This window comes from Cohnella hongkongensis, assembly GCF_042654645.1.
Lineage (GTDB): Bacteria > Bacillota > Bacilli > Paenibacillales > Paenibacillaceae > Cohnella > Cohnella hongkongensis.
The window spans coordinates 126256-139651 of sequence record NZ_JBHSEP010000014.1 but is presented as its reverse complement, the minus strand read 5'-3'; the positions used below and the strand labels follow the sequence as shown (position 1 = coordinate 139651).

Annotated in this window: 10 protein-coding genes and 1 pseudogene; 3 read left to right on the top strand and 8 right to left on the bottom strand. The window is 57.2% G+C overall.

Annotated features, from left to right (window positions below):
* Nucleotides 1-9: 9 nt before the first annotated feature.
* From ACFO3S_RS18340 to ACFO3S_RS18325, 4 genes are all read right to left on the bottom strand, one after another.
* Nucleotides 10-1116: an RluA family pseudouridine synthase gene (locus ACFO3S_RS18340; RefSeq protein ID WP_378099102.1), complete on the bottom strand. Its 1107-nt coding sequence runs from the start codon at nt 1114-1116 to the stop codon at nt 10-12.
* Nucleotides 1117-1219: 103 nt separating this feature from the next.
* Complete coding sequence (locus tag ACFO3S_RS18335) at nt 1220-4234, bottom strand: HEAT repeat domain-containing protein (RefSeq protein WP_378099132.1); 3015 nt, start codon at nt 4232-4234, stop codon at nt 1220-1222.
* 43 nt (nt 4235-4277) lie between these two features.
* Nucleotides 4278-4784, bottom strand: coding sequence for a GNAT family N-acetyltransferase (locus tag ACFO3S_RS18330; protein WP_378099101.1), 507 nt, complete (start codon nt 4782-4784; stop codon nt 4278-4280).
* A gap of 21 nt (nt 4785-4805) precedes the next feature.
* Nucleotides 4806-7556, bottom strand: coding sequence for a HAMP domain-containing protein (locus ACFO3S_RS18325; protein ID WP_378099099.1), 2751 nt, complete (start codon nt 7554-7556; stop codon nt 4806-4808).
* Nucleotides 7557-7742: 186 nt separating this feature from the next.
* On the opposite strand from ACFO3S_RS18325, the gene ACFO3S_RS18320 reads away from it, so the two are divergent.
* On the top strand, nt 7743-8129 hold the full coding sequence (locus ACFO3S_RS18320; protein ID WP_378099097.1) for a DUF4280 domain-containing protein: 387 nt from the start codon (nt 7743-7745) through the stop codon (nt 8127-8129).
* 2 nt (nt 8130-8131) lie between these two features.
* Nucleotides 8132-10072, top strand: coding sequence for an MORN repeat-containing protein (locus ACFO3S_RS18315; protein ID WP_378099095.1), 1941 nt, complete (start codon nt 8132-8134; stop codon nt 10070-10072).
* 278 nt (nt 10073-10350) lie between these two features.
* Here the strand turns inward: ACFO3S_RS18315 and ACFO3S_RS18310 are convergent, their stop codons facing one another.
* The 4 genes and pseudogenes from ACFO3S_RS18310 to ACFO3S_RS18295 all read right to left on the bottom strand — a co-directional run bounded on the left by ACFO3S_RS18310 (nt 10351) and on the right by ACFO3S_RS18295 (nt 12223).
* Nucleotides 10351-10992, bottom strand: a complete 642-nt coding sequence (locus tag ACFO3S_RS18310) for a hypothetical protein (RefSeq protein WP_378099093.1) — start codon at nt 10990-10992, stop codon at nt 10351-10353.
* A gap of 184 nt (nt 10993-11176) precedes the next feature.
* Nucleotides 11177-11373: pseudogene (locus tag ACFO3S_RS18305) on the bottom strand (IS1595 family transposase); the annotation flags it as partial.
* Between the two features lie 243 nt (nt 11374-11616).
* Nucleotides 11617-11865 carry a hypothetical protein gene (locus ACFO3S_RS18300; protein WP_378099091.1) on the bottom strand — a complete coding sequence of 83 codons (249 nt, stop codon included), beginning with the start codon at nt 11863-11865 and terminating at the stop codon, nt 11617-11619.
* Entirely contained in the window at nt 11828-12223 is a 396-nt protein-coding gene (locus ACFO3S_RS18295) for an FAD-dependent oxidoreductase (RefSeq protein ID WP_465251406.1), read from the bottom strand. Before ACFO3S_RS18295 ends, ACFO3S_RS18300 begins: the two co-directional genes overlap by 38 nt.
* A 526-nt stretch (nt 12224-12749) precedes the next feature.
* Between ACFO3S_RS18295 and ACFO3S_RS18290 the strand changes: the two genes are divergently transcribed.
* A complete protein-coding gene (locus tag ACFO3S_RS18290; protein ID WP_378099090.1) occupies nt 12750-13292 on the top strand; it encodes a helix-turn-helix domain-containing protein in 543 nt (180 codons plus the stop codon).
* Nucleotides 13293-13396 lie beyond the last annotated feature (104 nt).

The following is a 13396-nucleotide window of genomic DNA, read 5'->3' as shown; positions in this document are numbered from 1 at the left end:
TAACGAATTTTATCCTCCGCGGCGAAGCTTGTCCAGCGCCTCCCGGATATCGTCCGGAAGCGGCGCGGTCACCTGCTGCTTCTCCCCGGTCCACGGGTGATGCCAGATCAGCCGCTCGCCGTGCAGCGCCTGGCGGGAGATGACGCCCCGCTTGCCGCCGTAAAGCCCGTCCCCGGCGAGCGGGTGGTTGATCGCGGACAGATGGACGCGAATCTGATGCGTACGCCCCGTCTCCAGACGCAGCCGCACCAGCGTATGGTCGGCGAACCTCTCGGCGACCTCGTAATGCGTCACGGCCGGATCGCCCGTCTCGCTGACGCGGCGTCGCGTGGAATGATGGCGATCCTGACCGATCGGCTTGTCGATCTTGCCCTTGTCGCCTTCCACGTTCCCCTCCGCCAGCGCCAGATAGACGCGCCCGATCGTTTTGTCGCGCATCCCTTTATCGTACTGATACTGGGCAAACTCGTTTTTCGCGTACAATACCGGTCCTGTCGTGTCCTTGTCGATGCGATGGACGTGACGGACCCGCAAGTCCTGCCCGGTCATCTCATAATACGCGGCGACCGCATGCGCAAGCGTGCGGCGCTGCCCTTTTTCGCTCGGATGCACCTCGATGCCGGCCGGCTTGTTGACGACGAGCGTAAACTCGTCCTCGTACAAAATGTTGAGCTCCATCCAGTCCGACGGATAATCCCGCTGCTCCCTCGGGAACAGATGCAGCCGCAAGCTGGCCCCTTGCAGCAGGCAGCCGCGATTGTGCATGAGCTTGGAGAGCAGCTTGGGCGGCAGCGGCAGGTGCTTGGCCACGGCCGCCATCGGCGCGCCCGCCAAGAAATCCGGCAGCCGAATATCCATCCACTCGCCTTTAATGCGCCCCATGCCAAGCAGTTGAACGCGCTGAGCCCCGGCGGCGGCTGTGCGCGGCGGACGCGGCTCCGGCCTGAGGGCCGTCTCCGTTCGGGCGCCTCTCCCTGCGGGCGCGCGTCCCTGGCCCCGGTCGCGGGAAGCTCCGGCGTAATCTCCCCCCCGCGACGGCTCCTTTCTGCCGTATCCGCTCTTGCCGCCGTTCGGCCGGGCTCTGCCGCCGGACCGCTTTCTTCCTGCTCCGCTCATGTTCCGTCGTTCCTCCGATACGTTTCATTTCTCGCCGATCAATATACGGGAACGACAGGGCAAAGTCAACCTCCGCTGACGAGCGGCAGCCCAACGCGACCGTTTACGAATCGATTTTCATCATCATCTCTTCCAGAAGCCGCACTCTCGCCAGGGAAGCTCGGAGCAGGCCGATCCCGATCTCCGGGTACAGGCGCACCAATCTCGTCACGTCCTCCCGCTGCAGCGTCAGCACCCGAACGTCGCCGAAAAATGCCTGCGCGGTAACGGACGAAGGCGACTCGTCGAGCGCAGAGGTCGCGCCGCACACGTCGCCGGCGCCGAGCACGCCCAGCGTGCCTTCCCAGCCGGCGGCGGATACGCTTTTCAGCTCCACGTTGCCGTCGACGACTACGTACATCGCCGGGTTCTTCTCCCCCCGGTCTAGCAGGCAGCTGCCGTCCGCGAACGTCTGCTCCGTCGCGACTCCCGCGATCAGGCCCAGCTCTTCAAGCGACAGATCGGCGAAGAACGGCACCTTCTTCAGGAATACGACCTTGTTCAGTCTGCCGAGCGCGCCCTGCTCTTCCTTCATCGTCCTTCCCTCCTCCCCTCGCCGCCACTCGCCGGCCATCTCCCGCCACCAATCGTCGGACGACTCCGCCGACCGAAGAACGATCTCCGCCGCCGCTTCGGCGGTCAGACGATCGGCGCGCTCCGAAGTCGGCTCCCAGCCCGCCGCCAATCTCTGCGACAGCTTGCGTACGCCGCCGATTCCCTCGGCAAGCACCTCCAGGCCGCCGCTGCGAATTTCTTCGTCATCATCCGCCAGCGCCCGCTTCACGGAAGCGACCACCTGCTCGTCCGTCAGCCTCTCCAGAATCGCCCAGGCGCCTTCCCGGATCGTCCGATCCAGATCGCGCTGCCTGAGCGCGGCCAACTCCGCCAGCTCGGCTCGGCCAAGCCGGCCGTAAGCGGCGGACAGCAGCGCGAACTGCGCATGGTCCGCCAGCTTGTCCGCGCTCCGTTCGGCGAGCCAGCCGCGAACGTCCTCTTCCGGCAGCCGCTTCGCCAGCGCCGTGACGCAGGCGCTCCACACTTTCGGCGCAGCGTCCTCCAGCGCTTCCTTCAGAGCGGACGCCGCGCTCTCTCCCATTGCGACGAGCGCCTGCACCGTCACGCGGTAAAGCTCCTGGTCCGCGGTCGGCAGCTTCGCCAGCAGACCGGGAACGACCTCCGCGCGCCTCCATACGCCAAGGCACTCCGTCGCCGCCACTCTGACCGCCGGATGCGGGTCCTCCAGCAGCTCCTTCACTTCCGGAACGAAGCGTTCCAGCCGCAGCTCGCCCACGACCCGGCAGACGTAGATCGACGACTCTCCGCCTTCCTTTAATATCCGCTCGACCACCTCGAAGCAGGCTTGATAGCTTTGCTCGCTTTCCAGCCCGTACATCGCCTTGACCGCTTCGGCTACCACCATCGGAGACGAGTCCAGCAGCTTCATCCGCAGGAAGAAAAAAGCCTGCGAAGGCATATGCTTCATTGCTGCCAGCTTGCGGACGACCTCCTGACGGACGTCCGGATCGGGGTCCTCCAGCAGGGAAGCCGCTTTGATCATCTCTTCCAATCCGGCGCCGGACAAGTCGAGCGCCTTCAGCGCGGCCGCTCTCACCCGCGGACTCTCATCGTCGATCATCGCCAGAATGTCCGGCAAATACTTCGAATCCTTGCTGCGGCCCAGAAGATGAAGCGCGACTTCCCTCGCCTCTTCGCTGTCGCGGCCGAGCATCGCCTGCACGGCGCCCATCGTCCGCGAATTGCGGAAAAACTCCTTGTAGCTCTCCTCCAGCTCCCGGTCCTCCGAGAAGCCGGCCGTCTGCAGGCTCCGGACGAGCTCCTTCATATACAATCGGCGAACGAGCAGCGCAAGAACGACCATCGCCGCTGCGGTCCCCAGCCCTAGCGCCGCCAGCTCCGCGAACCCCCAGCCGAACCCCGTATGAAGGAATTGCAGCCCTGCCCCGAGCAGAATGCCTGCGAAGGCGGCCACCCCTTGAGCGACGTAACGAAAGCCGTCTCGCTGCTGCAGCGGCAGCATCTTGTAGAACAGCTGGTAAGACGGCTCCGCCGAATAGTAGATCAGCAGATACGTCAGCATGTAGCCGCCGGACACCGCGAGCATCGCGGCGGGCGAGCCGATCAAGCCCCATGCGGCCGCGAACGACAGCACGTAGACGGCCGAGATTCCCGCCAGCATGCCGCTGGCTCCGAGCCAGGCCATCAGGCGCCCCGATACGAGCTGAAGCAGAAAGGCGAGCGCGAACAGCAAGGTCGTGACGACGCCGAACATCCTGCCGAAGTCGGCCTCGTTCGGATACGCCGCATGCGCCGTATTCAGAAACACGAACTCCATCAAAAAATAAAGCGCCGGCATCAGCGTCATCATGCCGAGAACGCCCAGCAAAAACGGAGATTTCAGCGTTCCCCTGAAATAGTCCATCGAAGTGAGCGATTCCTTCTCGCTCTCGTCGCCGTTTCTCGATCTAAGCGTCAGCGGAACGAGATAGTCCGCGATCGCTTTGCGGTAATTGTACAGCGCGGCCAGCAGGAACAGCGGGCCAAGGACGTAGACGATGTCCGGGCCGAGCAGCGGACTCGTGAGCTGCGTAATCAGGCCCGCGGCCACGCCCCCGAGCGTCGCCGCCGCCACGAAAAACGGCATCAAACGCTTTGCCTGCTGAGTCGGGCAGAGATCGACGGCCAGACTCCACAGCAGAATCGTCTGCTGCCGAACGACGAAGCTGGACGTCAAAAAAAGAAACGGATAATAAAACCGGAAATCGGCCTCGGCTGCCCTCATGCCCAGCAGCACAATCGCGTTGACCGCAACGATGCCGAGCATGAGCATGTACATCGTCCGCATCAGCGCCGGCTTCGTCAATCTTCCGGCCAGCCAGGTCATCAGCCAGGCTTCCAGCGGCAGCACAATCGCTTCCCCCACGTAGACGTAAGGCAGGTAGGCGCTGCCGAAGCGTTGATTGAACAGCGTCATAAAGCCGTTATAATTCAGCATCTCGGCTATGCCGCACAGCAGGAAGACCGGCACCATCAGCGCTAGCTTGTGCCGGTCCTCCGCCATAATTCCCAATCGACGTGCCCATTGTTGTGCAATCATACCCAACTCAACTTTCCGATGTAATCCTCAGCCAGTACATGAGCCGGTCTTCTCCGTCGAAATAATAGTCCGGGCACCGGCCGATCAAGCGAAAACCGTTCCTCTCGAACAGTCTGCGAATCGTCCGGTATTCGGGACGGCTGCAGGTATACGTCATGAGATACCGCGCGGACGCCTGCCGCAAGTAGTCGAGCATTTGCTCGAGGAGAGCGCCGGCAATTCCCATGCCGCGGTAGTCGCGGTGCACGACGACGTAATCCCAGCTGTAGCCGCCGGTTTTCTGATCGTTCTCGGCCACGCAGCTGACGCCGATCGTCTCGTCGCGTTCATTCACGGCATACCATATGCTCGCCTGATCCTCAAGCGCCCGGTAAGGCAGCGTCTTTAACTGCTCTTCCTCGCCGGGCGTATATCTCGTATCGTCGAACGAATGCTCGGAGAAAAAGAACTCCACGATGCTCCGGGCGCGCGCCTCCGTATCGAGCCTGCGAATGTCGTAAGTTCGGGTCATCATTTCCCGTTCCCCCTCTTGGCGCTATACCGCCAGCGTCCCGTTCCAGCCGGATGACGTTCCTTTCTGGAAGTACTCGTCGCAGAGGTAGAAGTACAGCTTGGCCGCTTTATCCATTCGATTTTGCTTGAGAACCTCGACGAACGTTTCCCGCGCGTCGTAGAACCGGCCCTCCTGGCACAGCATCAATCCGCGTTCGAACAGCGCCTTCGTGCGTTCCTTGGCCAGACGAACCGGTTCCGGATCGCCGTCAAATACGTCGATCAGCTCGATCGCCCGATCCTGCCCCTCCGGCGAGATGCGCCCGAGCGAGCGGTGGCGGAACCTCTCCGGCTCCCGCAGCTGTTCGAACAAATCCCGGGTTACAAGCACCGAAGCGCCCAGCTCCTCGGATATTTTCTCCAGCGCGGCGGTCAAGTGAACGTCGTCCGAGATGACGTTGCCCTCCCAGCGTCTTTCTTCGCCGATAATGCCCATCATAAGCGGCCCTCGATGAATCGCGACGCCGATGTCGACCGGCACGAAGCCCGATTGCCTCCGATTGGCGTTGTAAGCGTCCAGCTCCTGCCGAATCGCGATCGCCGCCCGGAGCGCCTCCTCCGCATAGCCGGGGAACAGCGCCATGAAGCCGGCTCCGAGATATTTGCTGATCAGCCCGTCCTCCCGGCGCACGAGCGGCCCGAACCGGCGCAGGAAGGAGTTCATGAAGTTGAAGTTTTCTTTCGGCGTAAGCGTCTGCGACAGCTTGCGGAAGTCCCGGAGGTTGACGATCATCACCGACATCTCCTGCTGAACCTGATCGCCCAACCGGATGTCGAGAATGCCCTTTTTGCCGAGCGACTTGAAAATCTGCTGAGGAACGAACCGGTAGGACACCTCGGAGAAGCTTGTAATGTCCGTGACGTATTGCCGGATATATCGGGCCATGCGGTTGAACTGATCGCCTAGATCGCCCACCTCGTCCCGGCTCTTGACGTTCACCTCGACGTCCCAGTTGCCGTCCGCCATCGCCATGACGCTGCGCCTCAGCTTGCGCACCGCCGACAGCATATAAAACGTTCCGGCCAGAATGACGGCAAGCAGCACAGCCGTAATGATCGCGATATTTTGCAAAATGCTCTGGTAGATTTTCTGGTTGGAGCGATGGAGGACGCTTAAATCCCGGCCGGTCTCGTAGATGCCGACAACCTCCTGCTTGCTGTTGTAGACGGGGCCGATCGCGTACAGCCATTTGCCGTTCGCGTCCTCCCACAGGCCTGTCCGAATCTTTCCTTCCCGGCGAACGGACTCGTTCTCTTCGTTCGTCTCGAACGGTTTGAACATATTCACGCCGTCGTCGTCGTCCATCAGGATGTAAAGCTTGCCTTCCTCGTACTTGTACAGCGTGCTGTACAGCCCCTGGCGCTCGAGGTTCTGCTCGCCAGCGAAGAGGAAGTCCATCTTGTCCCGTATGGCTGCGTAATCTCCGTTCCGGTAATCGGCGGGAGAGTTCAATCTCTCCAGCCGGTCGCCGTCGATCAGCTGCTGTCCGTTGCGCGCCAGCAGCTTCAGCTCGCGCTGCATCTCCTCTTCCATTCGCGACGAAAAGCTGTTATAGATGAAGTTCGACAGCAGCAGCATGCCGGCCACGAGGATCGGAACAATGATGACGACTTGCTTGAGAAAAAGGGAGAACCGGCGATTCATCAGGTGAACGTAGACGAGTCTGAGCGAGACGATCAGCAGCGCGAAGCCGGCTGCCGCAGCGGCCCACCCGAGCCATCCCGATGCCAGCTCGCTCCCGGAATAACCGGGCCGAGCGAGCGCCTCCGTCAGCCGATTCTGCCGGTCGTAGAGAAGAACGCGATCGCTCAGTACGACCGCATAGCCGCCTTCGCTTCTTGGAACCACATCCATAATCTCGTGGCTTTCCGCGCCCGGAACCGATTGTACGATCGAGCTTCCGTCCAGAAGCACCTTCGGGTTCCCGCCTTCGGAAGGCATGGCCGTTACGGCGTTAAGCAGCCGGTCAACGAACATTAGACTGCCGTCGGAAGCGACAGACAGCCTTTCTGGGAAGTTTTTGCGGGTGCGGTCCATAGTTGCGAGCGGGTACAGCATCTGGCTTTCGCCGTCCGCCGTCACCCGATAGATGCTGCCTCGCTTGGTCGTATAGTAAATCTGCCCCGGCTCCGTCCCCTCGATCTCGGATAGAAAGCGATCCTTGGGGAGGGAGAACGAGAACGCTTCCTGCGGCTGGCCGCCGCCGAGCGGAAGCTGCATCAGAACGGCTCTGTCGGAAGCGGCCAGGAAGAAGAAGAGGCTGTCCCCTTTCACTTGAAGGCCTTGAAGCTGGCCGACTCTCTTGGATACGCCGTCGCCCTTCCATTCGTAGAGCGTCTCCGGGGAGCCGCCCTTCTCGCCGTAACGAACGATGCGTTCGCTCTGCACGATCAGACCGTAGGCGTCCAGCACCGTATCCAGCGCGATCAGACGGCCTTCGCCATCCGTCGCCGCTTCCGTAAAGTCCTGTCGGGCTTCCCCGCCGATTCCGGCGTGCCGCACCGACGCCTCCAGCCTTCCGTCCGAAGAGAGGCGCACAATCTCCTGCTTCGATCGTCCGATGACGACCATCGAACGGTCCGCCGCCTCCGCGGCTCTCGACAAATTTTCAAGCCGATCCTGCCGAGACCAGGGACCCTCCTGCCATCCGCCTTCCTGCTGAATCCGGTATACGGACCATCCCGTCAGCGCCAATGCAACGACCAGCGACAATAACGCGAGTTTTCTCATCATCGTTATCCTGTCTCTTCCTTTTCAAGCATCCGCGCGATGCCGATCCGACTATTAACCTATAATTTCCATGGTACTATAAACGGCGACATATTACACCCATTTTCCTATGTAAATGACATTTTTCATCTCTTGTTGTAGTATGGAAATAGATAGAAAGTGGCGCGTGCGCCGCAGGAGGATGGTTCAATGGGTCAACTCGTATGCGGGGGCGCCTCACTGCAATGTTCGTTCGGCTTGGCGCCGGGCATGCTGAACGTGCTTCCGGTTAACCGGACTACGACGGCTGCGCCGATCGCCAACATTATGGATAACAAACCATTCGTGAACATTTCGCCCTTCGGAATGTGCAACTCGATGGCCAATCCGTCCGTCGCGTCCGCTACGGCGGCAGCCTTAGGGGCGCTGACGCCGATGCCGTGCACGCCCGTCGTCGCGGCTCCGTGGGCCCCCGGCTCCCCGACCGTGCTCGTGGCCAACCTGCCGGCGCTGAACAATACCTCGAAGTGCATGTGCAATTTCGGCGGCGTAATCCAGATTGCGAATCCAGGTCAGATGACGATACAGGTGCCCTAGCTATGATTGAGATGATATTAAAGCCGTTCATCCAACCGGTCAAAAGAATGATCATCATGCCGCTCAAGCGCGCCAAAAGCTTGCCGAAGCGGATGGTTCGCTGGCTGGTCAAATGGATGAGAAGCGTCATGGGCGGCAAGCTCCGCTCGCTGGACAACTACTGGAGGTTCGGAACGTTCTACATCGCCAAGAAGCTGTTCGTCATCCTCGTTCTGCTGACGCTCGTCGTCGTCTACTTCGGCTTTATCAAGCCTCCGAAGTTCGTCGACAAGTGGTTCGCGAGAACGCCGAAGATCGAAGCTTCGGCAGCGCTGGCACGGGGCTTTACCGGAACGGCCAAAATCGTCGACGAGAACGGCAAGCTCGTCTACCAGGGCCCTCTCGACAACGGGCAGTTCTCCGGCTCGGGCAAGCTGTTCGCGCCAGACGGAACGCTGCTCTACATCGGAGACTTCAGCCAAGGGCTCAAGTCGGGCAAAGGCGAGCTGTACGACGCGAGCGGTGCGCTCCTCTACCGCGGCCAATTCGCGGCCGATCTGTACGAGGGCAAGGGAACGCTGTTCAAGCCGGACGGATCGGTTCTGTACGACGGCGGCTTCGCCGGGGGCCAATACGAAGGCAAAGGAACGCTTTACTCCGCGCCGGATCGGCCGCTGTATGCGGGATCGCTGGCGGGCGGCGAGTACCAGGGCGCGGGCAAGCTGTTCGACGACAGCGGGAAGCTCGTCTACGAAGGCGACTTCAATGCCGGCAAGTATGAAGGGCCGGGCAAGCTGTACCGGGCCGACGGCACTCTGCAATACGATGGGCAGTTTCTCGCGGGCGTCTTGTCCGGAACGGGCAAGGAGTATTACGGCTCCGGCGTGGCGAAGTACGAGGGCGCGTTCCTGCTCGGCCGGTATCACGGCAGCGGGAAGCTCATGAGCGAGCAAGGCATCCTGCTGTACGAGGGCGGCTTTGTCGGCGGCATGCGGGACGGGGACGGCAAAGCGTTCGGGCCGGACGGCGTCGCGCTGTACGCGGGCAAGTTCAAGAGCGACAAGTACGAAGGCGTCGGGACGCTGCTGGACGCCGACGGCGGGGCCGTCTACACCGGCTACTTCAAAGGCGGGGAAATTCACGTCCAAGGCTTCCTCGGCCTCTCGCTGCCGAAGCTTCAGGAGCTGCTGGGTCCACCGGACGCTCCTCCGACCGGCGAAGCGGAAGCTCCGACCGAGTTGCCCGGGGAGCTTGGGCCGATCGACGAGGAGGAGCCTCCTGTCGACGCCTCTACGGAGGAGAGCGGCAATTCCGACGACAACGGCAGCGGAGCGAACTCCGTTGGAGCGGACTCGGGAGAAGCGGCAACCGAGGGTTCGAGCACGGATAACACAGGCACTGAAAGTGCAGGAGAGCCCCCTGCCGGGAACGGTGGAGCAGGCTCGGATGGCGGCGCTGCGCCGGGCTCGGATGGCCCAAGCGCCTCGGAGACGGGCGGCGGCAATGGCAGCGGCGATACGGGAGAAGAAGCGAGCAGCGGCAAAGGCGGTTCGAACGCCGGGGGAACCGGCTCCCGTTCGCCGTCCTCCGTCGTCTTGGCGGCGGCAAAGACGACCATCGATAAGGTGCTCCCCCCGGCTCCGGATCCGACGGCGGAGGAAGCTTTGCCCGACCTGCCTACAGAGCCGCTCGAATTCACCTATGCGGCCCATCAGTTCTCGTTTAAGCTGAAGGCGGACGAAGACAATCCCGAAGCCTACGCCGTCACAGAGATCCGCACCTGGAACAAAACAGTGCTGGAGCGGTTTGAGCAGGCGATCCACGCCGAGAAGCTGAAAGGCGTGAAGCAGGCGCTCGGCGGCAACAAGTTCGAAATGACCTACCTCTGGAACGACGCTCTCTGCATTTTCACCTACAACAAAGACGTTCTGGTACGGTTGAGAGTCAGCCTGTTGCTACGATGATTTAGCTCGGTTTCGCTGAACTGGTCAAGCCCAAATTAGAAACAAACTGCCCAAGAATGAGAGGAATACCCCTCGAATCTTGGGCAATTTAGTCTAACAAAATTAATTCTTCTTATTCTGATTGTTACTTTTAATATAATCAATAACCATAATTAAAATCGTTGCAATAACAGCCTGTAATATTGGTTTTGAATAGGAAGATTCTTCGTAAATGAAATAAGCTGCTATAAAATTAATTGCCAGCACAATAACATAAATCAATTTTTGCATCACTCATTTCAGAACCATGGTACCAAGCCTGTACTATTTTGTGAGTAATTCTCAACACTACCACCTGTGCCATTAGAATTCTTTGTAACTCTGATTTCCCTTCTAATTTCGTAATCGCCATAAAAATTACCATTGTGATCAAAAAAACCAGGGCCTAATTCACGGAAGTAGTATTTAACGAAGGTGTATAAGTCTTCTGTTTCAGAATTTACAAAATAATAGGTGCCATAGCCAGCAACTGCGGCAGCTACAATTTCTTGCCAAGGACCGAAAATATTTTTAACCCAAGCAGCGAAGGCAAGAGAAAAAGCTGTTTTTGTGGCCGCAGTAAACTTCTTTGATGATGCATTATCGTATTGCACCAAATGATGCCAAGGGCCAGGATAAACAGCAGCAAAAGTGCTCCAATTGAATTGATACTTCGATCCGAGTAGACCATTAACCTCAGCTATAAATTGAGGTGATGTGTTAGTCAATTTGATTGTACCATTATCAACGTGAAAATCAATGTTGTTTGCAATTAAAACACTCGTAACTCTTTCATTGACAAGAACCGGAACCTCACCTTTAACTTCATCAGCAGAAGCAACTGGAATAATAAGCGTGAACATAAGGCAGATTGAAAGAAAAATACCCACAATTTTCTTCATTACATTTCCTCCAGTATATAGTTTTTTATGTTTCAATTATATTTTAAGGAATTATATAGAAAAAAAGATATAGACCCATTGCATTAATTATTCGACATTTATTCTTTTTTTGCGGCAGAAATCTTCATTCCGAATTTTCAGACAAATTTGTCATTTGCTTGGATTAACAAAAATAAAATTATGGCTATCCAATTAGCTCAGGATAGGTGATCGTATTTGTAGATAGACATGATTGAAGCAAGCGGTTAAACAATTCGCCCGTGAATTTACGGCGATTAAAGAGATGCTGAATTCGTCCAAATAGCGTTGGAGATACCTGGAATCAAGCCCACGGAAAGTGCCCTGAACAAAAGATTTTAGATTCGAAATAATCGTGTATATCGAATTCGGCAAGAGTATCTCGGGCAAATCATCGTATATATTTACCAGCAAGCCTTGAGAAGAAACCATTATTCGACATACTTAAGCATCTCAAGATATCAGCCTAAGAAACCCAATCGCCTATCCCGTTACACGTCTGCTCTTTTTCATGATATTGTGCGGAAGACTCATGTTAATTATCGAGAAATGTGAGTCTTCCAGGCTCCAACTTGCCGGACTGCTATCCATACACGCTGACCCTAATTACCTCAAACCGCGAACAACGTTAGTCGCTTCCAGCACAGGCTTCAACGCCGTAGCAGCTACGGGCTGCGACAATGGATGCGTTTTTTTCCGTCTGCGGTTGTCCGACTCGCGATGAATCGTGCGCCATTCCCCATCGATCAGAGCTTGCAGCGAATAATCCTTCACCAGCTCAGGAATCACCTCAAAGTTTGTACGATGATGATGCAAATTAATTAAATCCTCGTTCACATCGTCGTTGAAAATCAACTGAATTTCTCACCGTGACCGGCTCTTCCCACGAAAGTTCAAGCCATTGCTGCTCGTTCCTCACCGTCTCCAGAACGACCGGATCCCAATAATACGGATTGCCTTCCTTGTTGCGATACTGGTTCTCGACGAACATCTCGCCCATAATGCCCGTTTCCCGCGCATACCGATGAATGCCGTGTCCCGTTGCACCGCATACCCATACGCGCACTTCGCTGCTCGAATTGCCGCCCAGTGCCGGGCGATTGTGCATGAGTGCAACCTTGCTGCCTAGTCGGGCAGCCGCTACTGCAGCGCATACCCCGGCCAAGCCTCCGCCTATGACCGTGATATCGGCTTTTACGATTTCCTGTCTCATCACTCAGTCCTCCTAAAGTTCGAATTTATAATATATCTTAGTTTTCATGATATAATGGTTAATCTTCATAAAATGCACCTTATTTCATTGGTTGTATCCAAAAATTCAATCGGGATGATGAATGATCTGTTGATTTACATTGGCTTCTATGGGGTTCTACATGGCTTCGCCCGAGCGACGATATGCGGCTTTTCCGCGCTATCCCCTCAGTTCAGGCACCTGCATCACCAAAGTTGCTCACTTAGCGGTCTGCCAGACCGCAAGAACCGGCTGAACTCAAGAATAAGGAGGGATTGTTGTAGCCGAATCTGCCCCAACTTCTTCTGCATGTGCACTGGCTTGAAAAAGAGCAATTCGAGTTGCGCGAGGATGAATATGAGAATTGGGCTCTCTTCCTGGTCAAAGCGGGCAGCCTTCGTTATCGCATCGGGAAATATGAAGAATTGTCGGCCCCGGCGATCTTGTTCTTTGTCCGCCGAACTGTCGGTTTAAACGGGAAGCGATCAGCGCGGTTACGTTTCACGTTTTGCGGTTTGCTTGCGAATCGGCTGCCGATCAGCTCTGCGGGCGGATTCGTCTTCCTAATCAAATTCGAGTTGCCCACAACAGCGCCGACCTTCGTGCTTATGCGCTGAATCGCTCTGCTTTTGCCGTGCAGTATCGAGAGCATCTTTTACAGGATCTATGGTTGATGCTTTTGAAAGAAACGTATGGGAACCCCGAGCCCGGAAGCAAATCTGCCAGAATAGACCCGGTCATGCAACAGGTTAAAGCTTATCTCGAGGAACATGCATTTGAACCGCTCCAACTGAAAAATGTCGCCGCGGCCTATCAATTGACGCCTGTCCAGCTAAGCCGAAGCTTCCAAGCTTGTTACGGACAGAAGCCGATCGCCTTTATAACCGAGCTGCGGATGCAGCAAGCCATAAAGCTGTTAATGACAAAAAATTGGACCGTCGAGGCGATCGCCCAGGCTTGCAGCTATGAGAACGGTTTCTATTTAAGCCGGGTTTTCAGCAAAAATATGAAGCTGAGCCCGTCGGCCTTTCGGAAAGAAAATCGCGTTTAGTATAGGGCGTTAAATCGAGTGTCAAAGTGCACTTATCCGCCATATTTCCCATTCGACTCCCATAGGAACATCTGACGTTATTCGGCGGATCGGCTCGACTGCTC

Bases quoted from the DNA above. Each gene is read 5' to 3' on its own strand.
- ACFO3S_RS18340 (WP_378099102.1), bottom strand. From the start codon at position 1,116: ATGAGCGGAGCAGGAAGAAAGCGGTCCGGCGGCAGAGCCCGGCCGAAC.
- ACFO3S_RS18335 (WP_378099132.1), bottom strand. From the start codon at position 4,234: ATGGCGGAGGACCGGCACAAGCTAGCGCTGATGGTGCCGGTCTTCCTG.
- ACFO3S_RS18330 (WP_378099101.1), bottom strand. From the start codon at position 4,784: ATGATGACCCGAACTTACGACATTCGCAGGCTCGATACGGAGGCGCGC.
- ACFO3S_RS18325 (WP_378099099.1), bottom strand. From the start codon at position 7,556: ATGATGAGAAAACTCGCGTTATTGTCGCTGGTCGTTGCATTGGCGCTG.
- ACFO3S_RS18320 (WP_378099097.1), top strand. From the start codon at position 7,743: ATGGGTCAACTCGTATGCGGGGGCGCCTCACTGCAATGTTCGTTCGGC.
- ACFO3S_RS18315 (WP_378099095.1), top strand. From the start codon at position 8,132: ATGATTGAGATGATATTAAAGCCGTTCATCCAACCGGTCAAAAGAATG.
- ACFO3S_RS18310 (WP_378099093.1), bottom strand. From the start codon at position 10,992: ATGAAGAAAATTGTGGGTATTTTTCTTTCAATCTGCCTTATGTTCACG.
- ACFO3S_RS18295 (WP_465251406.1), bottom strand. From the start codon at position 12,223: ATGAGACAGGAAATCGTAAAAGCCGATATCACGGTCATAGGCGGAGGC.